Origin of the sequence: Methylobacterium sp. WL120 (genome assembly GCF_008039465.1) — a bacterium.
GTDB classification, from domain to species: domain Bacteria; phylum Pseudomonadota; class Alphaproteobacteria; order Rhizobiales; family Beijerinckiaceae; genus Methylobacterium; species Methylobacterium cerastii.
Window position 1 is genome coordinate 1 of record NZ_VRUT01000082.1, and the last position, 22,647, is coordinate 22,647.

26 protein-coding genes and 2 pseudogenes are annotated in these 22,647 nt (G+C 71.6%); 14 read left to right on the top strand and 14 right to left on the bottom strand.

Features of this window, described 5'->3' with window-relative positions:
• From FV229_RS15935 to FV229_RS15950, 4 genes and pseudogenes are all read left to right on the top strand, one after another.
• Positions 1-242, top strand: a pseudogene (locus tag FV229_RS15935) (cobalamin biosynthesis bifunctional protein CbiET); the annotation flags it as partial.
• Complete coding sequence (locus FV229_RS15940; protein WP_147752910.1) at positions 221-691, top strand: cobalamin biosynthesis protein; 471 nt, start codon at positions 221-223, stop codon at positions 689-691. The pseudogene FV229_RS15935 and the gene FV229_RS15940, both read left to right, overlap by 22 nt.
• Positions 688-1,482 carry a precorrin-4 C(11)-methyltransferase gene (cobM, locus tag FV229_RS15945; protein WP_147752911.1) on the top strand — a complete coding sequence of 265 codons (795 nt, stop codon included), beginning with the start codon at positions 688-690 and terminating at the stop codon, positions 1,480-1,482. Before FV229_RS15940 ends, cobM begins: the two co-directional genes overlap by 4 nt.
• Positions 1,479-2,795, top strand: coding sequence for a cobyrinate a,c-diamide synthase (locus tag FV229_RS15950; protein ID WP_147752912.1), 1,317 nt, complete (start codon positions 1,479-1,481; stop codon positions 2,793-2,795). Before cobM ends, FV229_RS15950 begins: the two co-directional genes overlap by 4 nt.
• 58 nt (positions 2,796-2,853) lie before the next feature.
• Here the strand turns inward: FV229_RS15950 and FV229_RS15955 are convergent, their stop codons facing one another.
• On the bottom strand, positions 2,854-3,267 hold the full coding sequence (locus tag FV229_RS15955; protein WP_147752913.1) for a helix-turn-helix transcriptional regulator: 414 nt from the start codon (positions 3,265-3,267) through the stop codon (positions 2,854-2,856).
• Between the two features lie 407 nt (positions 3,268-3,674).
• Here FV229_RS15955 and FV229_RS15960 point away from each other — a divergent pair, with 407 nt between their 5' ends.
• Together FV229_RS15960 and FV229_RS15965 are read left to right on the top strand one after the other, a co-directional pair.
• On the top strand, positions 3,675-4,013 hold the full coding sequence (locus FV229_RS15960; RefSeq protein ID WP_147752914.1) for an antibiotic biosynthesis monooxygenase: 339 nt from the start codon (positions 3,675-3,677) through the stop codon (positions 4,011-4,013).
• A gap of 610 nt (positions 4,014-4,623) precedes the next feature.
• Complete coding sequence (locus FV229_RS15965) at positions 4,624-6,129, top strand: exopolysaccharide biosynthesis polyprenyl glycosylphosphotransferase (protein ID WP_147752915.1); 1,506 nt, start codon at positions 4,624-4,626, stop codon at positions 6,127-6,129.
• Between the two features lie 219 nt (positions 6,130-6,348).
• On the opposite strand, the gene FV229_RS15970 is transcribed toward FV229_RS15965, so the two are convergent.
• Positions 6,349-6,849 carry a Fur family transcriptional regulator gene (locus FV229_RS15970; RefSeq protein ID WP_147752916.1) on the bottom strand — a complete coding sequence of 167 codons (501 nt, stop codon included), beginning with the start codon at positions 6,847-6,849 and terminating at the stop codon, positions 6,349-6,351.
• A gap of 149 nt (positions 6,850-6,998) precedes the next feature.
• On the opposite strand from FV229_RS15970, the gene FV229_RS28460 reads away from it, so the two are divergent.
• From FV229_RS28460 to FV229_RS15980, 3 genes are read left to right on the top strand one after another with little or no spacing between them, the layout of a single operon-like run.
• Entirely contained in the window at positions 6,999-7,133 is a 135-nt protein-coding gene (locus tag FV229_RS28460; protein WP_281406013.1) for a hypothetical protein, read from the top strand.
• Positions 7,130-7,978, top strand: coding sequence for a metal ABC transporter ATP-binding protein (locus FV229_RS15975; protein ID WP_147752917.1), 849 nt, complete (start codon positions 7,130-7,132; stop codon positions 7,976-7,978). The genes FV229_RS28460 and FV229_RS15975 overlap by 4 nt, the downstream gene beginning before the upstream one ends.
• 35 nt (positions 7,979-8,013) lie before the next feature.
• Positions 8,014-8,838, top strand: coding sequence for a metal ABC transporter permease (locus FV229_RS15980; protein ID WP_147752931.1), 825 nt, complete (start codon positions 8,014-8,016; stop codon positions 8,836-8,838).
• A gap of 31 nt (positions 8,839-8,869) precedes the next feature.
• Here the strand turns inward: FV229_RS15980 and FV229_RS15985 are convergent, their stop codons facing one another.
• The gene (locus FV229_RS15985; RefSeq protein ID WP_147752932.1) at positions 8,870-9,472 is read right to left on the bottom strand and encodes an exopolysaccharide biosynthesis protein; all 603 of its coding nucleotides are present in this window, start codon (positions 9,470-9,472) and stop codon (positions 8,870-8,872) included.
• A 377-nt stretch (positions 9,473-9,849) separates the two neighbouring features.
• Here FV229_RS15985 and bcsS point away from each other — a divergent pair, with 377 nt between their 5' ends.
• A complete protein-coding gene (bcsS, locus tag FV229_RS15990; RefSeq protein WP_246688215.1) occupies positions 9,850-10,554 on the top strand; it encodes a cellulose biosynthesis protein BcsS in 705 nt (234 codons plus the stop codon).
• A 7-nt stretch (positions 10,555-10,561) separates the two neighbouring features.
• On the opposite strand, the gene FV229_RS15995 is transcribed toward bcsS, so the two are convergent.
• Both FV229_RS15995 and FV229_RS16000 read right to left on the bottom strand, forming a co-directional pair.
• Complete coding sequence (locus FV229_RS15995) at positions 10,562-12,196, bottom strand: cryptochrome/photolyase family protein (protein ID WP_147752919.1); 1,635 nt, start codon at positions 12,194-12,196, stop codon at positions 10,562-10,564.
• Positions 12,197-12,201: 5 nt separating this feature from the next.
• On the bottom strand, positions 12,202-12,936 hold the full coding sequence (locus tag FV229_RS16000) for an SDR family oxidoreductase (protein WP_147752920.1): 735 nt from the start codon (positions 12,934-12,936) through the stop codon (positions 12,202-12,204).
• A 192-nt stretch (positions 12,937-13,128) separates the two neighbouring features.
• Between FV229_RS16000 and FV229_RS16005 the strand changes: the two genes are divergently transcribed.
• Both FV229_RS16005 and FV229_RS16010 read left to right on the top strand, forming a co-directional pair.
• Entirely contained in the window at positions 13,129-13,995 is an 867-nt protein-coding gene (locus FV229_RS16005) for a formyltransferase family protein (RefSeq protein ID WP_147752921.1), read from the top strand.
• Positions 13,996-14,069: 74 nt separating this feature from the next.
• Entirely contained in the window at positions 14,070-14,210 is a 141-nt protein-coding gene (locus tag FV229_RS16010; protein WP_147752933.1) for a DUF2256 domain-containing protein, read from the top strand.
• Positions 14,211-14,277: 67 nt separating this feature from the next.
• Here FV229_RS16010 and FV229_RS16015 read toward each other — a convergent pair whose 3' ends face one another.
• From FV229_RS16015 to FV229_RS16050, 8 genes are all read right to left on the bottom strand, one after another.
• Positions 14,278-14,868 (bottom strand): nucleotidyltransferase family protein, encoded by a 591-nt coding sequence (locus FV229_RS16015; RefSeq protein ID WP_147752922.1) that lies wholly within the window; start codon positions 14,866-14,868, stop codon positions 14,278-14,280.
• A complete protein-coding gene (locus tag FV229_RS16020; protein ID WP_147752923.1) occupies positions 14,861-15,886 on the bottom strand; it encodes a molybdopterin-binding protein in 1,026 nt (341 codons plus the stop codon). The genes FV229_RS16015 and FV229_RS16020 overlap by 8 nt, the downstream gene beginning before the upstream one ends.
• Complete coding sequence (locus tag FV229_RS16025) at positions 15,883-16,584, bottom strand: XdhC family protein (protein WP_147752924.1); 702 nt, start codon at positions 16,582-16,584, stop codon at positions 15,883-15,885. Before FV229_RS16025 ends, FV229_RS16020 begins: the two co-directional genes overlap by 4 nt.
• A 2-nt stretch (positions 16,585-16,586) precedes the next feature.
• Entirely contained in the window at positions 16,587-16,910 is a 324-nt protein-coding gene (locus tag FV229_RS16030) for an XdhC family protein (protein ID WP_147752925.1), read from the bottom strand.
• Positions 16,911-17,053: 143 nt separating this feature from the next.
• A complete protein-coding gene (locus FV229_RS16035; protein ID WP_147752926.1) occupies positions 17,054-17,920 on the bottom strand; it encodes an NAD(P)-dependent oxidoreductase in 867 nt (288 codons plus the stop codon).
• A 67-nt stretch (positions 17,921-17,987) separates the two neighbouring features.
• Positions 17,988-19,373, bottom strand: a complete 1,386-nt coding sequence (locus tag FV229_RS16040; protein WP_147752927.1) for an ATP-binding protein — start codon at positions 19,371-19,373, stop codon at positions 17,988-17,990.
• A 7-nt stretch (positions 19,374-19,380) separates the two neighbouring features.
• On the bottom strand, positions 19,381-20,100 hold the full coding sequence (locus FV229_RS16045) for a response regulator (RefSeq protein ID WP_147752928.1): 720 nt from the start codon (positions 20,098-20,100) through the stop codon (positions 19,381-19,383).
• A 195-nt stretch (positions 20,101-20,295) separates the two neighbouring features.
• Positions 20,296-21,234: a glyoxylate/hydroxypyruvate reductase A gene (locus FV229_RS16050; protein WP_147752929.1), complete on the bottom strand. Its 939-nt coding sequence runs from the start codon at positions 21,232-21,234 to the stop codon at positions 20,296-20,298.
• A gap of 156 nt (positions 21,235-21,390) precedes the next feature.
• Here FV229_RS16050 and FV229_RS16055 point away from each other — a divergent pair, with 156 nt between their 5' ends.
• Positions 21,391-21,786, top strand: a complete 396-nt coding sequence (locus FV229_RS16055; RefSeq protein ID WP_147752930.1) for a VOC family protein — start codon at positions 21,391-21,393, stop codon at positions 21,784-21,786.
• Positions 21,787-21,832: 46 nt separating this feature from the next.
• Positions 21,833-22,420: a histidine phosphatase family protein gene (locus tag FV229_RS16060; RefSeq protein WP_147752934.1), complete on the top strand. Its 588-nt coding sequence runs from the start codon at positions 21,833-21,835 to the stop codon at positions 22,418-22,420.
• 13 nt (positions 22,421-22,433) lie between these two features.
• Here FV229_RS16060 and FV229_RS16065 read toward each other — a convergent pair.
• Positions 22,434-22,647, bottom strand: a pseudogene (locus FV229_RS16065) (hypothetical protein); the annotation flags it as partial.

Consider the following 22,647-nt stretch of genomic DNA (forward strand, 5'->3'; position numbering starts at 1 on the left):
TCGTCGGCGGCGGCCTCTCGGCACCGGGCGTGCTGCCGGCGGCTTTGGCCGCCCTGCGATCCGGCGGCCGGCTCGTTGCCAACGCGGTGACGCTGGAGGGCGAGGCGGTGCTGCTCGCCGCCTTCTCCGCGCAGGGCGGGACGCTGCGGCGGCTGTCGATCGCCCGCGCCGACACGGTCGGCGGTCTGCACGGCTGGCGGGCGGCGATGCCGGTGACGCAATGGGCTTGGACCAAGCCGTGACGGGGCCCCGCCTCGTCGCCGGCCTCGGCTTCCGGCACGGCGTCGCCCCCGAGGCCATCGTCGCCCTGATCCGCCGCGCCCTCGACGAGGCTGCGTGCGGGGGCGCCCTCGTCGCCATCGTCACCGCCGCCGATCGCGCCGGCGAGCCGGCGATCCAAGATGCCGCCGCCGCCTTCGGCCTCGTGCCCGCGTCGGTGGAGCCCGAAGCGCTCCTTTCGGTCGATCCGCGCGTGCCGACGCGCTCGGCCCGGATCGAGCAGTCGCGCGGCGTCGGCTCGCTGGCCGAGGCGACCGCCCTGGCGGTGGCTGGCGAGGGCGGACGCCTCGTCCTCGCCCGCATCGACGACGGGCGGGTCACCTGCGCGCTCGCGGCGATGGCGCCGACGGGCGCCGAACACCCGAATCTTGAATCCAAGCGCGCCCGAGCGGCGCAGATCGCGACCGCATGACCGTCCATTTCATTGGCGCTGGACCGGGCGCCCCCGACCTCATCACGTTGCGCGGGCGCGACCGCATCGCGGCTTGCCCGGTCTGCCTCTATGCCGGCTCGCTGGTCGCGCCGGAGATCCTCGGCTGGTGCCCGCCCGGCGCGCGGATCGTCGACACCGCCCCGCTCGACCTCGATGCGATCGTCGCCGAGATCGAGGCGGCGCATGCGCGCGGGGAGGACGTGGCCCGGCTGCATTCCGGCGACCTCTCGATCTGGAGCGCGCTCGCCGAGCAGATGCGCCGCCTCGACCGCATCGGCATCCCCTACACGGTCACGCCGGGCGTTCCGGCGTTTTCCGCCGCGGCCGCGCTCTTGAAGCGCGAGCTGACGGTGCCGGGCGTGGCGCAATCGGTCGTCCTCACCCGCACCTCCGGCCGGGCGAGCGCGATGCCGGAGCGCGAGACGCTGGCCGCCTTCGCCGCCACCGGCGCGACCCTCGCGCTGCACCTCTCGATCCACATCCTGGACAAGGTCGTCGCCGAGCTGATCCCGTTCTACGGCGCGCCCTGCCCGGCCGCCGTGGTGTTCCGCGCCTCCTGGCCGGACGAGCGGGTGATCACGGGCACGCTGGCGACGATCGCCGACCTGGTGGCGGAGTCGGGCATCGAGCGCACGGCGCTCATCCTCGTCGGGCCGGCGCTCGGCGCCGAAGACTTTCGCGAGAGCGCGCTCTACGCCGCCGACTACGACCGCCGGTTCCGGCCCGGCGGCGCGGTCGGGACGGTGGACGCCAAGGATTCGAACGCATGAGCGTGCCCGGCATCCTCGTCGCCGCGCCGCGGTCGAGCTCCGGCAAGACCACCGTGACGCTCGCGCTGATGCGGGCGCTCGCCCGGCGCGGCTTGCGCGTGCGGGGCGTGAAATGCGGGCCGGACTACATCGACCCGGCCTTCCACGCCGCCGCCACCGGCCATCCGAGCGTGAACCTCGACAGCTTCGCCATGGGTCCGGCCCTCCTCGACGCGGTCGCGGGCTTTGCCGTGCGCGATGCCGACATCGTCGTGGCGGAAGGGTCGATGGGCCTGTTCGACGGCGTCCGCGCCGGCGAGGGCCGCACGGGGGCGAACGCCGACATCGCCGCCCGCTACGGCTGGCCGGTGCTGCTGGTGCTCGACGTCTCCGGGGCGGCGCAATCGGTCGCCGCCATCGCGCTCGGCTGCTCTCTCTACGACCGGCGCGTCAAGATCGCCGGGGTGGTGCTGAACAAGGTCGCCAGCGCCCGCCATCGCCGCCTCGTCGAGGCCGGGCTGCAGCGCGTCGGCATCCCGGTGCTCGGCGCGCTGATGCGGGACGCGTCGCTGGTCCTGCCCGAGCGCCATCTCGGGCTCGTCCAGGCGCGCGAGACCGCCGACCTCGACGCCCGCCTCGACCGCCTCGGCGACCTCGCCGTCGAGGGGCTCGACTGCGACGCGATCCTGGCCGCCGCGGGCGGTGCAGTCCCCGTCGGCGCGGGCGCCCTCCCCTGCCCGCCCGGCCAGCGCATCGCGGTCGCCGCAGACGCGGCGTTCAGCTTCCTCTACCCGCATCAGGCGGCGGGCTGGCAGGCGGCAGGCGCCGAAATCGTGCCGTTCTCGCCGCTCGCCGACGAAGCGCCGGACGACGGCTGCGACGTATGCTGGCTACCCGGCGGCTACCCGGAGTTGCATGCCGGCCGCATCGCGGCGGCCACGACCTTCCGCGACGGCTTACGGACCTTCGCCGAGACGCGGCCGGTGCACGGCGAGTGCGGCGGCTACATGGTGCTGGGTGACAGCCTGGAGGACGCCGCCGGCATCCGGCATCCGATGGCGGGGTTGCTGCCGGTCGCGACCTCGTACAAGGCCCGCAAGCTCCATCTCGGATACCGCGTCGCCCACCCGATCGGCGACGGGTTGCTGGGGCCGGCCGGGCTGCGCCTCGTCGGCCACGAGTTCCACTACGCCAGCGAACTCACCCCACCGCCGGCGGAGGACGAGGCGTTCTGCCGGGTCGCGGATGCGGAAGGAACCGACCTCGGCTTCGCCGGGCATCGGAGCGGCCGCGTCACCGGCACGTTCTTCCACCTGATCGCGCTGGAGGATTGACGCGGACCGCCGCGCAGGCCGCATCGGACCGCGCCCCCGTGGTGCCGATCAGATCGCGTTACTCGGCGGCTTCGGCCTCGGCCACGTCGGCTTGCGGCTGACCGAGCTTGGCCACCGTCCGCACGATCGCGAGCACGTCGCGGCGCATCTGGTCGTTCTCGATCAGCGCGTAGGCGCGCAGCAGCTCGATCGCGCCGTGCGCGCTGAGGAAGCCGAACACGTCCTCCTTCGGGGCCGCGCCCTCGTCGTTCTCTTCGAAGAAGGCCGAGACCGGCACGTCGAGCAGCCGGGCGATCTCGCGCAGGCGACCGGCGCCGACACGGTTCTGGCCCTTTTCGTATTTCTGCACCTGCTGGAAGGTGACGCCCACCGCCGTGCCGAGCGCCGTCTGGCTCAACCCGCGGGCCTTGCGCAGGGCGGTGATGCGGAGCCCGACGAGGCGGTCGACGTCGGTGGTCTGTTTCGGCATCATCGTCGGACACAGTCCTGTTTCGCGGCCACAACTTAGGGCGCACCGCCATCCTCGCGCGGTTCTGCCGCCGCTCGGACGATTGACACCCAGTCACGCAGGCCGCCACCTGCCTCGCGCGCGCCTGACGGTGCCCTGCCGACGCCCGGCGAGGGCGAAGGGCTACCGACCCGAGCGCTTCAACAAAAACAACTAGGACACGAATTAAACGAGAATGCAAGCTTAGATCGTTCCACCAGGCTGGTTCTCACCGCGTTCGCGCTTGTGCGCCGCACGCCCGCGCTAAAACGATAGTAAGCCGATCCTCGACGTGCGGTCGTCGCCCGGCCGCAACCCTCGGTAGGGATTACGCAGACCGGCGGGCCGACTTCGGAACGATGGCCGGACGCCACCAAATCATGGAGATGTTGATGTTCATTGCGATGAATCGTTTCAAAGTCGTTAAGGACTCGGCCACCGATTTCGAACAGGTCTGGCTCGGGCGCGACAGCCACCTTGGCGAGATGGAGGGCTTCGTCGAGTTCCACCTGCTGCGCGGACCGGAGGCGGACGACCACATCCTCTACGCGTCGCACACGATCTGGCGTTCGAAGGCAGACTTCGAGGCCTGGACCCGCTCCGAGCAGTTCCGCAAGGCGCACGGCCGCGTGCCGACGACGAAGCCGCTCTATCTCGGGCATCCGCAATTCGAGGGCTTCGAGACCATCCAGACCGTCGGCGGAGCCGAGAACGCCGTCGCCGCCGAATGATCGCGCGGCCCCGGCCTCCGCGCGCGCGGGCCGGGGCTTCGATGCAGCCAAGTCTTCGATTTAGCCGGGCCTTCGCTTGGACTGTGCCTCGCCGGTGGACGAACTCGCCCGACGGGGCCGATGCCAAGTCTTCAAGCTCTCGAACACGGCTTTGACGGAGTTGAGCCCGTTCCTCCCTAGAAGCCTCACCTGCCCTCGGCGTCCGCTCTCATCCCCTTATGCACGCAAGTCTGCGCGCCCCGTCGAAGCCGCCGGGTCGTCACGCGACTTGCGGACCCGCGCGGCCGCTGACTACTGCGAAGTCATGTTTTCCAAATCATCACGACGATATGAAGCGTGAGCGCGAAACGCATTCCCCACCGAATCCGTAGGGTAACGACGATAATCAATTTCCTTTGGCGTTCTTAACTTAGGGAAATGGTCTTCTCGGTAGTTTCCTCACGTTGCGACGCGCCGGTCGGCGTCTTATGGCGAAAGAGTCTAGCGCAAGGTCACGGGCGTCGTGATCACGGCCCTACGCTTGCTCCGTCGTCCAAGAGTGCTCGTTGCGACCCACGATGTGGGTCGTTTCGGGACACTGTCCGGTTCAGTTCGGAACATGGCGCGCCAGATGTTTCAAGATCGTCTGCCCGAGACCTTCCAACCGCTGCCGACCTCGGCCGAGCGGCGGCGCACGGTTTGGGCGGCCCTGCTGCCGCGCCGGAGCCGGGACGCGTTCCGCGTCGGCATCTCGGCCTCGGTGGCGGTGATCGACATGCTGTCGATCGTTTTGACCGCGATGGTGATCGAATACGGCTACTTCTACATCCTCAACGGCGAGGTGATGCCGCTGTCGTCGAGCTGGGGCCTGCAGCTCTCGGGACTCCTCGCCCTCGTCATCGTCTCGACCTCGGCCCTGCGCGAGGAATACGCGATCGAGGCGATGCTGGCGCAGAAGGCCTCGCTCCAGCGCAGCGCCGCCCTGTGGCTGGTCGCGTGGGCGGCCGCCCTGGTCGTGGGCTTCATCACCAAGACCACCAACGACGTCTCCCGCGTCGTCGCGTTGACCCTGTTCGTCTGCGGCCTGCCGGCGCTGATGCTGGCGCACGCGGCGATGATCGGCCTCGTGCGCCGCGGCGTGACGCCGGCCTCCAGCTCGGTCAGCCGCGTCCACCTCGTCGGCTTCGAGGACGACATCGCCCGCTTCTACGCCAGCAACGAAGCCGACTCCCTCGGCCTGCGCGTCGTCGGCACGAGCTATCTCCGCCGGGTCGACACCCGGGCCGACGCGGCGACCCGCCACGCGCAGATGTCGGAAGACCTCGACCTCGCCGTCTCCGTGGTGCGATTCCTGCGCCCCGACGACGTGTTCATCCTAGTGCCCTGGGCCGACACCGCCGAGGTCGAGCGCTGCATCGACGCGTTCCTTCGGGTGCCGGCGGCCCTGCACCTGCGCCCGGGCTCGGTGCTCGACCGCTTCCCCGACATGCAGGTCTCCCGCGTCGGCCGGCTCTCGGGCATCAACATCGGGCGCCGCCCGCTGAGCATTGCCGAGGTTCTGCTCAAGCGTATCCTCGACGTGACGCTGGCCACCATCGCCCTCTTTGCCCTGAGCCCGCTGCTCGCGGCGGTGGCGGTCGCGATCAAGTTGGACAGTCCCGGCCCGGTGTTCTTCCGGCAGAAGCGCTACGGCTTCAACCAGCAGCCCTTCGGCGTGTTCAAGTTCCGCAGCATGAAGGTGGAATCCGACGCGGTGTTCAAGCAGGCCTCGCGCAACGATTCGAGGATCACCCGGGTCGGCGCCTTCCTGCGCCGCTCCAACATCGACGAGTTGCCGCAAATCCTCAACGTGCTGAAGGGCGAGATGTCGCTCGTCGGGCCGCGGCCGCACGCGCTCGCCCACGATCGCAGCTTCGAGCGGCGCATCGCGCTCTACGCGCGGCGCCACAACGTCCGCCCGGGCATCACCGGCTGGGCGCAGGTCAACGGCCTGCGCGGCGAGACGCTGACCGATCTCGACATGGAGCGCCGGGTCACCCACGACCTGCACTACATCGACAACTGGTCGATCTGGTTCGACATCCAGATCATGTTCCAGACGGTGTTTTCGCGCCGCGCCTATCGCAACGCGTTCTGAGCGTTTCCAGGGTCTGATTTTCGGCGGCGCTGACTCCTGTCAGGCGGCTGATCCTACCATCCACGTCATCCTAAGGTGCGGACGAGAAGCGGAAGCCTCGAAGGAGCCCTCCAGGGATCGTGCGCGTTCTGCAGACCTCCTTCGAGGCCGGTGACGCGGCACCTCAGGATGAGGTGGTGTGTGGGAAGGGGGCGCATCGTCCGCCGCCGGCCCTCTCCCTCAATGCGCGTCGTCGCCCTGTCGCCCATGGCAGGCGCCGCACTCGCCCTCGACTTCGAGGATGCGGCTCGCGGGGCGGAAGCCCGCCCGCTCCAGGGTGCGGCCGAGCCCGGCTTCGATCTCCGGCGACGTGGTCTCGTCGATGCCGCCGCAGCTTCGGCAGATCAGGAACACCAGCCCCTCCCCGGCGCCGTGCTCGTGCGCGCAGGAGACGAACGCGTTGCGGCTGGCGATGCGGTGGACGAGGCCGTTCTCGGTGAGGAAGTCGAGCGCGCGATAGACCGACACCGCCGCCACCCGGCGCTCGGGCCCGCTGAGGCGCTCGGCGATGTCGTAGGCCCCCATCGGCTTGCCGGTCTCGGCGACGGCCTGGAGCACGTCGTGGCGCAGCTTGGTGAAGTGCAGGCTGCGGTCGCGGCAGAGCTTCTCGGCACGCGCCATGGTCGCGGCGGCGTGGTCGGCCCCGCACGCGCCTCCCTCGTGCCCGGCGTGGTCGTGCATTCCGCTCCTTGCGTCACAGCCTTGGCGTCCCGACCGCGATTGAACGCTGCCGGTGTTACAGTGTATCACCGGAGATTATAGGCCGCGCACCCGGTCCGGGCAACGGATCGACGCCCGGCCTTCGCGCCCCTCGATCAAGATCGCCCCCCTTGAGACCCAGATCACGCCCGCCGGCTTCCTCGTCCGCGTCGCTGTTCCACAGCGGCTTGGCGTTCCGCCTCGGCCTGGCCGCCGCGCTCGCCGGGCCGCTGTGGCTGGCGATCGCCTGGACGCTCGGCACATGAGTGCGGCCGCGCCGACTCCCGGCGACATCCGCTTGAACTGCCTGACGCTCGGCTACGACCGGCATCCGGCGGTGCATCACCTCGACGGCACCATCCGCCGCGGCGACCTGCTCGCCCTGGTCGGGCCCAACGGCGCCGGGAAGTCGACCCTGCTCAAGGGGCTGATCGGCGACATCCCGAGCCTCGACGGGCAGATCCTGCGGGGCATGCCGGCGCGCACCCTCGCCTACCTGCCGCAGGCCGACGAGATCGATCGCAGCTTCCCCTTGAGCGTCCTCGATCTCGCCAGCATGGGCCTGTGGCGGCGCTCCGGCGCCTGGCGCAGCCTGCTCGGCCATCGCGGCGCCGTCCAGCGGGCGCTCGAGGCCGTCGGCCTGTCCGGCTTCGAGGGGCGCCCGATCGGGACGCTCTCTGGGGGGCAGTTCCAGCGGGCGCTGTTCGCCCGACTGATCCTGCAGGACGCGCAGGTGATCCTCCTCGACGAGCCCTTCACCGGGGTCGACGCACGCACCACCGACGACCTGATCGCGCTGATCCGCACCTGGCACGGCGAGGGCCGGACCATCGTCGCGGCCCTGCACGACCTCGCGCAGGTGCGTGCGCATTTCCCAAAAACCCTGCTGCTCGCCCGCGAGCCGGTGGCCTGGGGCGCGACCGCGTCGGTGCTGTCGCCGCAGAACCTCGCCCGCGCCACCCGCCTGTCGGAGGCCTGGGACGAGGATGCCGCGATCTGCGCCCACGACCATAACCATGCCGTACCGACGCTCCACGCGCCGGAAGGCGGGCACGACCACGGGCATCACCACCCGCCGGCCTCCACCGAACAGCGCGAGACTGCGGCGTGATCGATCTCGTTGCGCCGTTCGTCGAGTTCGGCTTCATGCGCCGGGCGCTGGTCGGCTGCCTCGCCCTGTCGATCTCGGCGCCGCCGGTCGGCGTGTTCCTGATGCTGCGCCGGATGAGCTTGATGAGCGAGGCGATGAGCCACGCGATCCTGCCCGGCGCCGCGGTCGGGTTCCTCGTGGCCGGCCTGTCGCTGCCGGCGATGACGCTCGGCGGGCTGGTGGCCGGGCTCGCGGTCGCGCTGCTCGCCGGCCTCGTCACACGCTCCACCGTGATCCGTGAGGATGCGAGCCTCGCCGCGTTCTACCTGATCTCGCTCGCCGCCGGCGTCCTGCTGGTGTCGCTGCGCGGATCGCAGATCGACCTGCTGCACATCCTGTTCGGCACGGTGCTGGCGCTGGACGACCCGGCGCTGCTGCTGCTCGGCGGCATCGCGACGGCGACCCTGTTCGGCCTCGCCCTGATCTACCGCCCGCTGGTGATGGAATGCGTCGACCCGCTGTTCCTGCGCACGGTGAGTCGCAGCGGCGGCCCGGTGCACTACGCCTTCCTCGGCCTGGTGGTGATGAACCTCGTCGGCGGGTTCCAGGCGCTCGGCACCCTGCTCGCGGTCGGCCTGATGCTGCTTCCGGCGATCGCAGCCCGGTTCTGGGCGCGCGACCTCGGCACGCTGATCCCGGCCTCGATGCTGATCGCGGTGCTGGCGAGCTTTTCCGGCCTCAGCCTGTCCTACCATCTCGACCTGCCGACGGGGCCGGCGATCGTGCTGGCGGCGGGTGCCCTGTATCTCGTGTCGATGCTGGCCGGCCCGCGCGGCGGTCTGCTCTACCGCCTCGTCAAGCCGAGACACCTCGAGGCGTGAACTCAAGCGATGCGATTCGGAGCGTTTCGGCTCAGAGGTGGAAGAGACTGATGATCCCTGCGACGATCGCGTAGGCGAAGCCGGCGTTGAGCAGCACGCCGAGACTTCCGATCCCCAGCCCGACCAGCACCAGGATGCCGTCGCGCTCGACCAGCCCGAGGCCGACGAGGCAGACCGCGAGGCCGAGGGGAATCTGGCCGATCACCGGCGCCGCGACGATCAGGGCGAGCGACAGCGTCAGCAGCGCGATGCCCATGCCGCGCATGCCGAGCGCCGTCTCGAACACGCTGAGCCGCGGCCGCGACCACCGCTCCAGACGCCGCAGCACCGGCACGGCGCGCTTGACGGCGCGCTCGACGTCTTTTCGGGCGACCGAGCGACCGAGCAGCGCCTTCGGCAGCCAAGGCGAAGATTTGCCGATCGCGATCTGCACCGCGACGAGGAGCAGCAGCAGGCCGCAGACCAGCGGGATCGGCGGCGGCATCGGCAGGCAGTTCGGCAGGCCGAGCAGCACCACCAGCAGCGCGAAGGCACGATCCCGCAAGACCGCGACGATGTCGCCGACGGTCAGGCGGTCCCCCTCCTGGTTGGCAAGGACCGTGAGGACGTCGGACGTTCGGGCACCGGAATACAAAACGTGGCCGCAGGTTGCTGTCCCGGCGCGGGCTCTAGCCGAGTTCGGCACCGCCGCCAAGCGCCGCTTCCCCGCGGCCGTGCGAGCGCGTCGGACGTCGATCGTTGATAGGCTGGCAAACCCACCTCAAAGAACATTTTCTTTCAAGTTGCTCAGCTTACGGATTCGCCGACTTGAAGTAAATTCGACGCCCACGAGGTTGATAAATCCACAACAGATCATCCGCGAAATGATGACCGCAACGGAATCGAGAAGACGGCGGGTCACGCGACAATCATCATCGTCGCGTCGAAAGACTAAGATCTTGTTCCTGAATGAGGGGCGCGGCGTTGGGATGCCCGGCTGCATCGACGGGACGGCGGTGGATCGCTACGCGCGTGGCGGGCCTCGTGCTCGCAGTCACGACACTCGGACTTTCTGCGGCGCGCGCGGGAGAGATCGACACCCTCCTGTTCGGCAGCCTCGATGCGGGCGCAGCGAACTTCCTATCGGTCGGCGCCAAGGTCGCGCTCGACCGGCTCGATCGGCCGGGCTTCGCCGTCCTGGCGAGCGTCGGCGGGGGACGGCGCAACGAGACGGCCTGCGTCTGCGCATCGACGTCCGGGCCCGTGCGCCTGTCGCGCTACACCGCGCTCGGTGCGACGCTGGTCGGCTATCAATGGTTCTCCGAATGGGGCGTGGTTGCCCTCTACGCCGGCCCCGAAGGCGCCATCGAGGCCCTGACCGACGGCCGCAGCGTGGCGACGCTGCCGGTGCAGTGGGGCCTGCGCCTGCACGGCGAGGTCTGGGCGCGTCCGACCGACGAGACCCTGGTCCAGGCCACCTTGGTGCTCGGCTCGGCCCGCGATTCGGCCTGGTCCCGGATCGGCCTCGGCTATCGCGCCTGGGGCGCCTACCTCGGTCCGGAGGCCAGCCTCTACGCCGACCGGTCCGGCTATACGAAGTGGAACGTCGGGCTCCACGCCACCGACTTCGCAATCAGCGCCTACAATTTTCGCGTCTCGGGCGGCGTCCAGATCGAGAGCAACGCACGGCGGCCGAGCCCCTACGTGGCTTTGTCGGTTTGGAGCCCGCTCCGATAGGCCGATGTCAGAAGATGCGGAGCTGATCCTTCGAGCGCCTACCGGCCTCATCGGGAATCGCACGTGACGCGGACGGCGCGTCCGCGCTCAAGCCGTCGAGGAACGAGGCCGCATCGGATGCGATCTCGGCCTTGCGCGCCGGCGTCATCTTGGCGAGCGAGCGGTAGGGCATGGCGAGGCGCGGATTGCCCTCGAGCCGGTCGGCGTTGGCCATCAGGAAGTTCCAGTACAGGTAGTTGAACGGGCAGGCGTCCGGTCCGGCCTTCTTAGCCACGTCGTAGCGGCAGGCGCCGCAGTAATCCGACATCCGGTTGATGTAGGCGCCCGACGCCGCGTAGGGCTTCGAGCCCATCACGCCGCCATCCGCCCACAGCACCATGCCGTGGACGTTGGGAAGCTCGACCCACTCGTAGGCGTCGGCGAAGACGACGAGGTACCATTCCTCGACCTGGGCCGGCGCCAGGCCGGCAAGCAGAGCGAAGTTGCCGGTCACCATCAGGCGCTGGATGTGGTGCGCGTAGGCGTGCGCCCGGGTCTCGGACACGACCTGCGCCAGGCAGTTCATCTCGGTCTCGCCCGACCAGTAGAACCACGGCAGGTCGCGGGTCGCATCGAGTGCGTTGGTCTCGGCGTAGGCCGGCATCCGCGCCCAGTAGAGGCCGCGCACGTATTCGCGCCAGCCGAGGATCTGACGGATGAAGCCCTCCGCGCAATGAACGGGCGCGGCGCCCTCGCGGTAGGCGCGCTCGGCGGCGCGGCACACCTCCTCCGCGGTGAGCAGGCCGGCGTTGAGCGGTGGCGAGATCAGCGCGTGGTAGAGGAACGGCGCGCCGGCCTTCATCGCATCCTGGTAGTCGCCAAAGGTCGGCAGCCCGTCGGCGATGAAGTGCTTCAGGGCGTCGAGGGCTTCGCCGCGGGTCACCGGCCATCCGAAGCCGTCGAGGTCGCCGAAATGCCCTGCGAAGTGGCGCTCTACGAGGGCGAAGACCTCGCGCGTCGTCGCGTCCGGCGCGAAGCGCAGGCGGTTCGGCACCGCGTGGTTCTTTGGTAGCTTCTTGCGATTGTCGGCGTCGAAATTCCACTGGCCGCCGACCGGCTCCTTGCCGTCCATCAGCAGCCCGGTGCGGCGGCGCATGCCGCGGTAGAACGTCTCCATGCGCAGCGCTCGCCGGTCACCGGCCCAGTCGGCGAACTCGCGCCGCGGGCACAGGAAGCGGTTGTCGTCGCGGATTTCCACCGGCACGGCGAGGTCGTCGCGCCAGTCCTGCATCATCGCCCAGACGCGCCACTCGCCGGGCTCCGTCACCACGACCCGCGTGGGGGCGTGCCGGGCCACCGCGCGTTCGAGTTCGCCGGTGAAGCTGCCCGTATTGCCGGGATCGTCGAGGCGGACGTAATCGACGGCAATGCCCTCGGCCGCGAGCTCGACCGCGAAGTGGCGCATCGCCGAGAACAGGAACGCGATCTTCTGCTTGTGGTGGCGGACGTAGGTCGCCTCCGCCATCACCTCGACGATCAGCACCACGTCCCCGTCGTCGAGGTCGACGAGGCTCGACACGCGGCGGTTGAGCTGGTCGCCGAGGACGAAGCGCAGGGTCTTGGCGCGAGGGGACTTTCGCGGGGCCGACTTTTGCGGAGCCAAGCGCCTCAGCCCTTGGTCCGCAGCATCGAGCGGCCGCCGTCGGCGCCGATGATCTGCCCGGTGATCCAGCCGGCCTCGGCCGACACGAGGAAGGCGGCGAGCCCCGCGATGTCCTCCGGGGTGCCGAGGCGCTGGAGTGCATGCATCGCCGCGATACCCTGCGCCAGGGTGGCGTTGCCGGTGATCGCGACCGCGAGCGGCGTCCGGGTCAGCGAGGGCGCCACCACGTTGATGCGCACGTGCGGCGCGAGCTCGGCGGCCAGCGACAGGGCGAGGCCCTCGACCGCGCCCTTCGCCATCGCGACGGAGGCATGCGCCGGAAAGCCCTGCGCCACCGCTACGGTGGAGAACAGCACGACGCCCGCGCCCGCCTCGCCGGCGCCGGCCTTGAGCGCGCCGGCCGCGGCCTGGATCGCCGAGAAGGCGCCGAGGGCATTGATGCGGAAATCCGCCTCGGCATCCGCCCGCGTCAGGCGAGCGAGCGGGCGCAGGTTGATCGTGCCGACCGCGTAGACGAGGCCGGCGAGGGCGTCGCCGGCCTCCGCCGTCGCCTGCGCGAAGAAGTCCGGGTCGGTCACGTCGCCGGCCGTCACGGTGGTCTCGCCGAGCTCCGCCGCGGCGGCGTCCAGCCGGCTGCGGTCGCGCGCGGCGAGGTGCAGGCAGAAGCCGCGGTGCCGGAGGGCGTCCGCCGTCGCCCGGCCGATGCCGCCGGTGCCGCCGTAGATCAGAACCCGTCGCATGCTCGCTCCCCCGTCCATGGCACAGAACGTCCCTTGGCCCAGAACGTCCCTTGGCGCCGAACGCCCCTTGTCGGTGGAGACGGTTCGGCAAGATGAAGTTAAGGCATCGTGGTGGAGGGGGGAGTCGGCGGCGGTCGGCGCGGCCGTTCCACAAGGTCGCATCCCGTTGGGACAGCCGGAGAATCCAGGCCCATGAAGTTCGCCTTCGCCGGCATCGATTTCCTCGGCGGCGTGTTCGAGGGCCTGATCGAGGCCGGCTGGACACCGATCAAGCTGTTCACCCGCCCCTGCGACGGCCTCTACGATCACAACGACGTGGTGGTGGCGCGCGCCCGCCAGCTGCGGGTGCCGATCCAGCTCTCGCGCCTGCGCGCGTCGGATCTCGATGCGCTGAACGCCGCCCACGGGCGCGACTGGGCGCTCGTCGTCGCCGGCTATCCCTGGCTGATCACCGGGTGGCGCACCCGCGCCGCCTTCGGGCTGAACATTCACCCCTCGCCGCTGCCGACGGGGCGCGGCCCCTACCCGCTGTTCCGGGCGGTGGAGGAGGGCTTCGAGACCTGGGGCGTGACCGCCCACGTGCTCGCCGAGGACGACTTCGACACCGGCGACATCCTCGCCCAGGACCTGTTCCCGCTCGACACGCTGGAGAACCACGAGACGCTGCTGGCCAAGTGCCAGATGGCGGCGCAACGCCTCGCCATCGGGCCGCTCGGGCGCGAGTTGCCGGCGCGGTGGCGGCGGCCCGAGCCGCAGGGCGACGGCTCGTACTGGGCACGCGCCAGCGACGTCGACCGCACCCTCGACTTCCGCGCCGACGTCGCCGCGATCCTGCGCCGGGTGCGGGCCTTCGGCACGATCGAGACGCTGGCGCGCCTCGGCGACGCCCGCGTCTACGTCGCCGAAGCAGCGGGTTGGCGCGAGGCGCACAAGCATGCGCCCGGCACGGTCGTCCACCGCCACAGGCGCCACGTGGTGGTCGCGGCCCGCGACGGCTTCATCCAGATCACGCGCTGGTCGCCGGTGGGCCTCGCCGAGGCCGAACAGATCGGACGCTGACGGGGATGGCGCGGCGCGGCGGGGATAAGGGCGAGAGCGACAAGAACGGCTCGGGCAAGAACGGCTCGGGCAAGATGGTCCGCAAGGGCGAACTGCCGACGAAGATCTGCGCGCAGTGCGGGCGGCCCTTCACCTGGCGCAAGAAGTGGGAGCGGGTCTGGGACGAGGTTCGCTACTGCTCGGATCGGTGTCGAAGCGAGGCGAAGAAGGCCTGAGCGCTCGGGGCGTCTTTAACCGCGACCGATGGCGATGCGCGCGAAGACCCTTTGCAGCGACAAGAATCTAGAGGCGTGCCAGCATGTCCGGCGTGTCGACGTCGAGGGCCGTTCCGGGCTCGCCCGGAACCTCAAGCACGTCGGTGCGGCCCTTCAGCAACGGCCCGGCGCCGTGGTCGCCGGACAGGCCGGCGAGGGCGTCGGCGAGCACCCGCCGGTCCAGCAGGACCGGGTTGCCGCGGCGCCCTTCGACGACCGGCGCGATCGCGCCCGGCGCCGGTCGCGCCGCGCGGTAGGCGGCGACGAGGCGATCGATCTGCTTAGCGGTCACCCGCGGCATGTCGCCGAGCAGGATCACCGCGGCGTCGGTCCCGGGCGGCAGCGCAGAAAGCCCGGCGCGCAACGAGGTCGAGAGGCCGTCGGCGAAGGCGGCGTTCTCCACGAACGCCACGTCGAGCCCGTTGAGCGCCGCCCGCACCGCCGCGGCATGGGCGCCGAGCACCACCACGACCGGGCGGGCCTTCGCCGCGAGCGCGGCGTCCGCGGCGTGGCGCACCAGCGGCTTGCCGTCGAGTTGAGCGAGCAGCTTGGGTTCGGCTCCGAACCGCGTCCCGCGCCCGGCGGCGAGCAGGACGGCGCCGACGGCAGCCTCAGGCATCGTCGGCCGCGCTCGGCTCGCCGGACCGGGGCTGGGGCCGCGACACGATCTCCATCAGGAGGCCGCCGACGCCCAGCGCGACGATGTCGGCGCGGGTGACGGGCAGGTCGGCGAGCAGGCGGTGCAGCACCCAGTCGAAGCCGTTCTCCTTGGGCGAGCGGGCGCAGCCGGGCGCACCGATCACCGGCACGTCCCGGCACGCGCCGAGCAGCAGCAGGTTCCCGGGATCGACCGGCATGCCGAAATGGACGACCGCGCCGCCGGCCGCCTCGATGCCGGCCGGGATGACATCGCGCCGGTCGGCGATGGCGGACGCGCCGAACACGATGACGAGGTCGGCGCCTTCCTGGTCGACCGCCGCGGACAGGGCGTCGGCGACCACGGTGGCGGAATGCGGCACTCGGATGTCGGCGACGATCTCCGCACCCGTAGGCGCGAGCCGGGCGGCGAGCGCGGACAGCGTGCCGTCGATCGTCGTCTCCTTGAGGCTCGGCAGCCGCGTCGAGACCACGCCGACCCGGCGCAGGCGGTAGGGTGCGACCCGCAGCGCCCCGGGCGACGCGGCGGCGCAGGCGCGCGCCAGGGCGTCTCCCGCCACCGCGTAGGGGATGATCTTGATGGTCGCGACCATCTCGCCGGCGACGAGGGGCTTGAACGGCGGCAGCGTCGCGGCGGTGATCGCCTCGTCGACGCCGTTGACCGCGTCGATGCCCGCGCGATCGACCACCAGCACGCCGGCTTCGTTCGCGAACAGGTTGCAGCGCCCGGTGAACGGCGCCTCGCTGCGCAGGCCGGCGCCGGCGAGGTGCCGCGCCAGCGTTTCGGCGGCCGCGTCCTCGCCGACGTCGCCGGGTTCGAGGGCGACGGCGACGAGGTCGCGCACGCCCTCGGCTTCGAGCCCGGCCACGGTCTCGGCCAGGATCGTCCGGCCCTTGCGCAGCGTCGCGCCGCCGGCCTTGATGGTGTGGGCCGCGATCAGGCCGAGGGCCGCTTCGACCGGAACCGGCCCGAACTTCACGAGGCCGCCTCGCGCGGCGCCCGCCGCAGGGCGGCGACCACCTGGGCCAACACCGAAAGCGCGATCTCGGCCGGGCTCACGGCACCGATGGCAAGCCCGATCGGCGCGCGGATGCGCGCCATCTGCGCCTCGGAGAAGCTGGCCTCGATCAACCGCACCGCCCGCGCCGCGTGGGTTTTCCGCGAGCCCAGGGCGCCGATGTAGAAGCATTCGGCAGACAGCGCCGCCTTGAGTGCCGGATCGTCGATCTTCGGATCGTGGGTGAGCGCGGCGAGCGCGCAGTAGCGGTCGAGCGGCGGCACCGCGCCGCCGAACGCCGCCTCAGGCCAATCCGCGACCAGTTCGACCCCGGGAAAGCGCTCCGGGCTGGCGAAGGCGGTGCGCGGGTCGATCACCGTCACCGCGAGGTCGAGGGCGGCGGCCATCGGCACAAGCGCCTGGGTGATGTGCACCGCGCCGACCACGACGAGGCGGACCGGCGGCACCTGCACCGTGAGGAACAGCGTGCCTCCGCCGGCCTCGATCAGGCCGCTGCGGCCGGCGGCGAGGTGACGGCCGAGGGGTTCGGCGAGGGCGTCGCCGGCGATGTCGGCTTCCCGCACCAGGCGCTGCGTGCCGTCGGCGATGTCGGTGACGAGGATCGCGGCGCGGCGTCCGGCGCGCTCGGCGTTCAGGCCTTCCAGGATGTCGGCGCGCATGGTCAGTCGACCCGCTCGACGAAGATGCGGATACGACCGCCGCAGGAGAGCCCGACCCGCCACGCGGTCTCGTCGGCGACGCCGAACTCGATCACCCGCGGCTTGCCGTCGGCGATCGCGTCGGCGGCTTCGGTGATCACCGCGCCCTCGACGCAGCCGCCGGAGACCGAGCCGAGGAAGTTGCCGTCTTCGTCGACGACGAGGTGGCTGCCGACCGGGCGCGGCGCCGAGCCCCAGGTCTCGATCACGGTGGCGAGCGCCACCGCGCGGCCGTCGCGGCGCCAGGCCGCGGCGGTGTTGAGGATGTCGGATTCCGTCGAGATCATCGGCGTGCCTCGGCAAGGCCGCGCGTCGGCCCGTGGGTGCGAGAGCCCGATCCGCGGGCCGCACGGTTCAGGTATGGCATCGCGGGCCGGGCGCAAGGCGCCGGCGACGGCGCCGTCGCGCGGAGTGAGGGACGGCGCGAGCCTCAGCGCCCGCTGCGCCGGGTCGCCACGGTGGCCAGCGCCGCGAGGTCCTTGTCGCCGTCGCCATGCGCGATCGCGTCGATCAGGTTGTCGCGCAGCACCCCGGCGAACGGCATCGGCACGTTCGCCGCCTCGGCCGCGCGGAGGACGAGGCCGATATCCTTGGCGCCGAGCCTGAGCCCGAAGCCCGGCGGCTCGTAGCGGCTCGCCGAGATGGAGGCGCCGTAGCCCTTGTAGACTGGCGACGCGAACAGTGTGCCGGTGAGCATCGTCAGCAGGTCGGCGGCCGGCACGCCGTGCCCCCCGGCGAAGGCGGCGGCCTCGCCCATCGCCTCGATGGCGGAGACCAGCATGAAGTTGCCGGCGAGCTTCACGGCGTTGGCCTGGTGCGGCTCGGTGCCGAAACGCCACGTCTTCGTGCCCATCGCGTCGAGGAGCGGACCCGCGCGCTCGATCGCCGCGGCATCGCCCGCTGCGACGATGTTGAGCGCGCCGGCCGCGGCCGCGTCGGGCCGCCCGAACACCGGGGCGCCGACATAGGCGATGCCGGCCCGCGCGTGGATGGCCGCGAGCTCCTGCGCCAGGGCGACCGAGATCGTGCTCATCGAGAGATGCAGCCCCGGCCGGCCGGCGCCGTCGAGCAAGCCGCCCTCGACGATCACGGAGCGCAGGGCGGCGTCGTCCGAGAGCATGGTGATGGCGGCGTCGCCCGCGAACGCTTCGGCCGCGGTTCCTACCGGCGTGGCGCCCGCGATCTCCTGCGCGACGCCCGGCGAGCGGTTCCAGACTCGGACCGTGTGACCGGCCTCGATGAGCTTGGCCGCCATGGCGCGCCCCATGCGCCCGAGCCCGATGAAACCGACGTCCATGCTGTCCTGCCTTTCGATGCCTCACGCCTCAACGCCGCTTGCGCCGTGGCGATGCAGGCCGCGTCGCTCATTCCGCCGCGGCGGCGATCCGCGTCTCGATGCGCTCGGGCGCGACGGCGGCTGCCAGCGGCAGCTCGATCGCGGCGGCGAGGCCGCCTTCGGGGCGGTTCGTCAGGGTCAGCCAGCCGTCATGCGATTCGACGATGGCGAGCACGATCGACAGGCCGAGGCCGAAGCCGCTGGCGTCGTTGAGGTTGCGCGCCCGATCGCCGCGCACGAACGGCTGCAGCATGGCGTCGCGCTCGGAATCCGGGATGCCGGGGCCGGTGTCGCCGACGACGATGCGGACGCCGCGCGGCGTCTGCTCCATGGCGATGCGGGCGCCGCCGCCGTACTTCACCGCGTTGTCCACGAGGTTCGTGATCGCGCGCTCGAGCTCGTCCGGCCGGCCGCGCACCAGCACGTGCCGGCTCTGCGTCACCGCGACGTCGGCGCCGACGTCGATGAAGCCGTCGCAGACGGTCTGCACCACCGAGGCGAGGTCGATGAGCGTCCGCGCGCCCGCCGCGCCGCCCTGCCCGTCGCGGACGAAGGACAGGGCCGCCTCGACCAGCGCGTTCATCTGGTCGAGGTCGCGCAGCGTCATGGTGCGGGCGTGGTCGTCGTCGATGAACTCCGCGCGCAGGCGCAGCCGCGTGATCGGGGTGCGCAGGTCGTGGCTGATCGCGGCCAGCATCTGCGTGCGGTCGTCGATCAGGCGCCGCACCCTGTTGCGCATCCGGTCGAGGGCGCGCGAGACGGCGATGACCTCCTGCGGGCCGGCCTCGGGCAGGGCCGCGTGGTCGTCGCCGGTGCCGAAGGCTTCGGCCGCGCCCGCGAGCCGCGCCAGCGGCGCCGTCAGCGCCCGCGTCGCCCAGACCGAAAGCAGGGCCAGGGTGAGGGCGAGGAAGATCACGGTGAAGATGATCGCGCCCTCGTGCGGCGGGCGCAGCGGGTCGTCCGGCAGGCTCGCCTGCAGCCGTGCGCCGTTCGGCGTCGCGATGCCGAGCCGGAGATGGCCTGCCTTCCGGATCTCGGGCGTGCCGATGTCGACCACGGTGAGCGCCCGGCCGAACCCGTTCCGCAGGCGGCGGACGACCGGGCGGTCGGAGCCGTCATCCGTCGGCGCGGCCTCGCTCCAGGGGGCGATCTGGAGGTTCGGCACGCTGCGGGCCGCGTTCGCGAGGAGAGTCGCACGGTCCTGGGGCGCCGCCGAGTCGAGCAGGCGCGCGACGATCGCGAGGCGGCCGGCCGCGACGCCGGGGTGGTCGTCCGGCCGCCACGGCTCGCGCAGGAGCACGAAGGCCGTGGTCGCGACCGCGTGGGCGACGACGATCGCCGCGACGACGAGGAGCGCGATCTGCCCGGCGACGCTGCGCGGCCGCAACCGCGCCCTGATGCCACCGAAGCTCATGTGAACCTCATGACCGGGTCACGTCCGGCGTGAACAGGTAGCCGCCGGAGCGGATCGTGCGGATGATCTCGGGGTTGCGCGAATCGCGCTCGATCTTCTGGCGGATGCGGCTGACGAGCACGTCGATGCTGCGCTCGAACGGGCCGGCACTGCGCCCCTGCGTCAGGTCGAGGAGCTGGTCGCGCGAAAGCACGCGGCCGGGGCGCAGGCACAGGGCGTGGAGCAGGTCGAACTCGGCGCCGGTGATCGAGATGCGCGCGCCCTCCGCGCTCAGCACCTGCCGCAGGGAGACGTCCAGCGTCCAGCCGACGAAGTGCATCCGGCGCACGCCCTCCTCCTCCGCCACCTCGTTGCCGGTGCGGCGCAGGACGGCACGGATGCGCGCGAGCAGCTCGCGCGGGTTGAAGGGTTTCGCGAGGTAGTCGTCGGCGCCGATCTCGAGGCCGACGATGCGGTCGATCTCCTCGGCCTTGGCCGTGAGCATCAGGATCGGGATCGCGGAATTCTCTCTCAGGCGCCGGCACAGGCTGAGCCCGTCCTCGCCCGGCAGCATCAGGTCGAGGACGATGAGGTCGACCCGGCCGTCGGCGAGCGCGCGGTCCATCTCGGCGCCGTCGCCGGCCAGCGTCACGCGGCAGGCGTTGCCGCGCAGGTAGCGCGCCACCAGGTTCGCGATCTCGCGGTCGTCCTCGACGATCAGGATGTGCGGGTTGGCGGGCGCGTTCATCGGCGGCGGTCGTCTTCGGTCACGTCCCGACGGGACTTCGCCGCCCCTTATGGCCCGGGACGGGCGACAATCGAAGACGGGTCCCGGCAGCAAATTTGTAACGGCGTGTTTCCGCCGGTTCCCCTGGCGACGTGCATTTCGCGCGCGCAAGACGACGACGCAGCGACATCGCGCGAGAGCTTGCGCGCGCCGCCCTCAGTACCCGCGGGTTCTGTCGACGCCCGCCGGCACCTGCCCGGTGCTGCGGAAGGCCGCCACCGCGGCTGCGACCACCGCGGCCGCGGACGCCTCGTCCGTCGGCGCCGCGACGTGGGGCAGGACGGTCACGTCCGGACGGGTCCAGGCCGGGTGTTCCGGGGGCGGCGGCTCCTGCGTGAACACGTCGAGCACCGCATGCCCGACCTGCCCCGCGTCGAGGGCCTGCCACAGGTCGGCCTCGACGAGGTGCGCGCCGCGCCCGAAATTGATCACGCCGGCGTCCGGCGCCAGCCGCGCTAAGGCGTCGGCATCGAGGATGCCGCGCGTCTCGGTCGTGAGCGGCAGCAGGTTGACCAGGAACGCCGCGCCGTCCAGCGCCGCCGCGAGGCCGTCGCGGCCCGCATGCATGGCGACGCCCGGCATCGCGGCGCCCGACCGGCTCCAGCCGCGGACGGGGAAGCCGAGCCCGCGCAGCAGCGCCGCCGAGGCGCGACCCATCTCGCCCATGCCGAGGATCGCCACCGGGCGCTGCCCGGCGGCGCGGGCCGGATGCTGGCGCCATTCCCGCCGGCGCTGCTGCGCAGCGTAGACGGGAAGATCGCGGTGCAGGGCGAGCACGGCCGCCGCGACGGTTTCGGCCATCGCGCGGGCCAGGGTCGGATCGACGAGCCGGACGACCGGCACCGGCGGTAGCGTCGCGTCCTGCAACAGGCGCTCGACCCCGGCCCACAGGCTGTGGACCCAGGCTAGGGCCGGCAGGCCGGCGAGCGCCCCCGGCGGCGGGTTGGCGACGATCGCGATGGTGATCGCCGACCGGTCGAAGGCGTCGGCGGCGGTGACGAGGCGCTCGTCCGGCATCGCGCGGGCCAGCGCCTCGCGCCAGGCGGCTTCCTCGTCGGGCGGCTGGCTGGTGGCGAGCAGGATGGGAGCGGTCATGCGGAGCGCCTCGATCGGTCGGCAGGGTCGCCTTGCCTTCTACGGCAAGCGCGCGGGGCTGCCAGCGATGGGGCGCACGGCCCCTGCCCTTTCCATACCGGAGGATCGCGCCACATGTCCGGGAGACCCGAGAACCTTGCCAGCCGCGAGCGAAGAATGGCCAAGCCCGTCCATGCGATGATCCGCGTCCGCGATGAGACGCGCTCCGTCGCCTATTACGAGACGGCCTTCGGGCTCGGGGTGTCCGACCGCTTCGACTTCCCGGATTTCACGTTGGTCTACATGCGCGCGCCGGACTCGCCGTTCGAGATCGAGCTGACGGTGAACAAGGACCGGACCAAGGCCTACGATCTCGGCGACGGCTACGGCCACGTCGCCGTGGTGGTCGAAGACCTAGCCGCCGAGCATGCCCGCTTCACTCGCGAGGGGCTTCCGGCCACCGACGTGAAGACCCTCAAGCACGGCGACGCCGAACTCGGGACGTTCTTCTTCGCCACCGACCCCGACGGCTACAAGATCGAGGTGATCCAGCGCGGCGGCCGCTTCGCCTGACTGTTGTCCTGATCCTTCGCCCGAACCGATGAGACCTTTGACCCGCATGAACGGCCCGACCCGCATCGTCTGCCTCCGACATGGCGAATCGACTTTCAACGCCGCCCACCGCGCCACCGGCCGCGATCCCGACCACCGCGACGCCCGCCTCACCCCGCGCGGCCAGGGGCAGGCGCGCGCGGCGCGGGCGGCTTTGGCCGAGATCCCCTTCGACCTCGTGGTGGTCTCGCCCCTGACACGGGCGATCGAGACCACGGCGCTGGCCTTCGCCGACCATCCGGCCGGGCCGAAGATCCTGGTCGAGGTGCTGCACCGGGAGTGCCAGGAGAGCAGCTGCGACGTCGGCCGGGTCGCCTCGGAGATCGCGGTGGAATTTCCGCATCTCGATGTCGGGCACCTTCCCGAGGTGTGGTGGCACGCCGAGGAGGGCGTCGAGGACGGCCGGCATCCTGTCGAGCCGCGGCACCTGTTCGACCAGCGCGTCGCCGGCTTCCGCGAATGGCTGCGGGCGCGTCCGGAGGCGACCATCGCGGTGGTCGGCCACGGCACGTTCTTCTTCCACCTGACCGGGATCTGGCTCGACAACTGCGAGACCGTGGAGCTCGACTTGGACGCGGCCTCCGCGGCCGCCTGAGGCGCGGCGCCGCTCAGGCGTGGGCGACCGCCCGCGCGGCATCGAGGCGGCCCCGGGCGGCGATGAGGTCCACGTCCGGCGCCTGACGCCCGATCCCCAAGGCGTCGTCGAGGATGTCGACAGCCAGGCTCCAGGCGCCGGGCACGAACGCCGCCGCACTCTCGGCGATCTCGGCGGCGCAGCGCGGGTCGTCGGCGGCGCGGATCGCCGCGGTCGCGGTGCGCGAG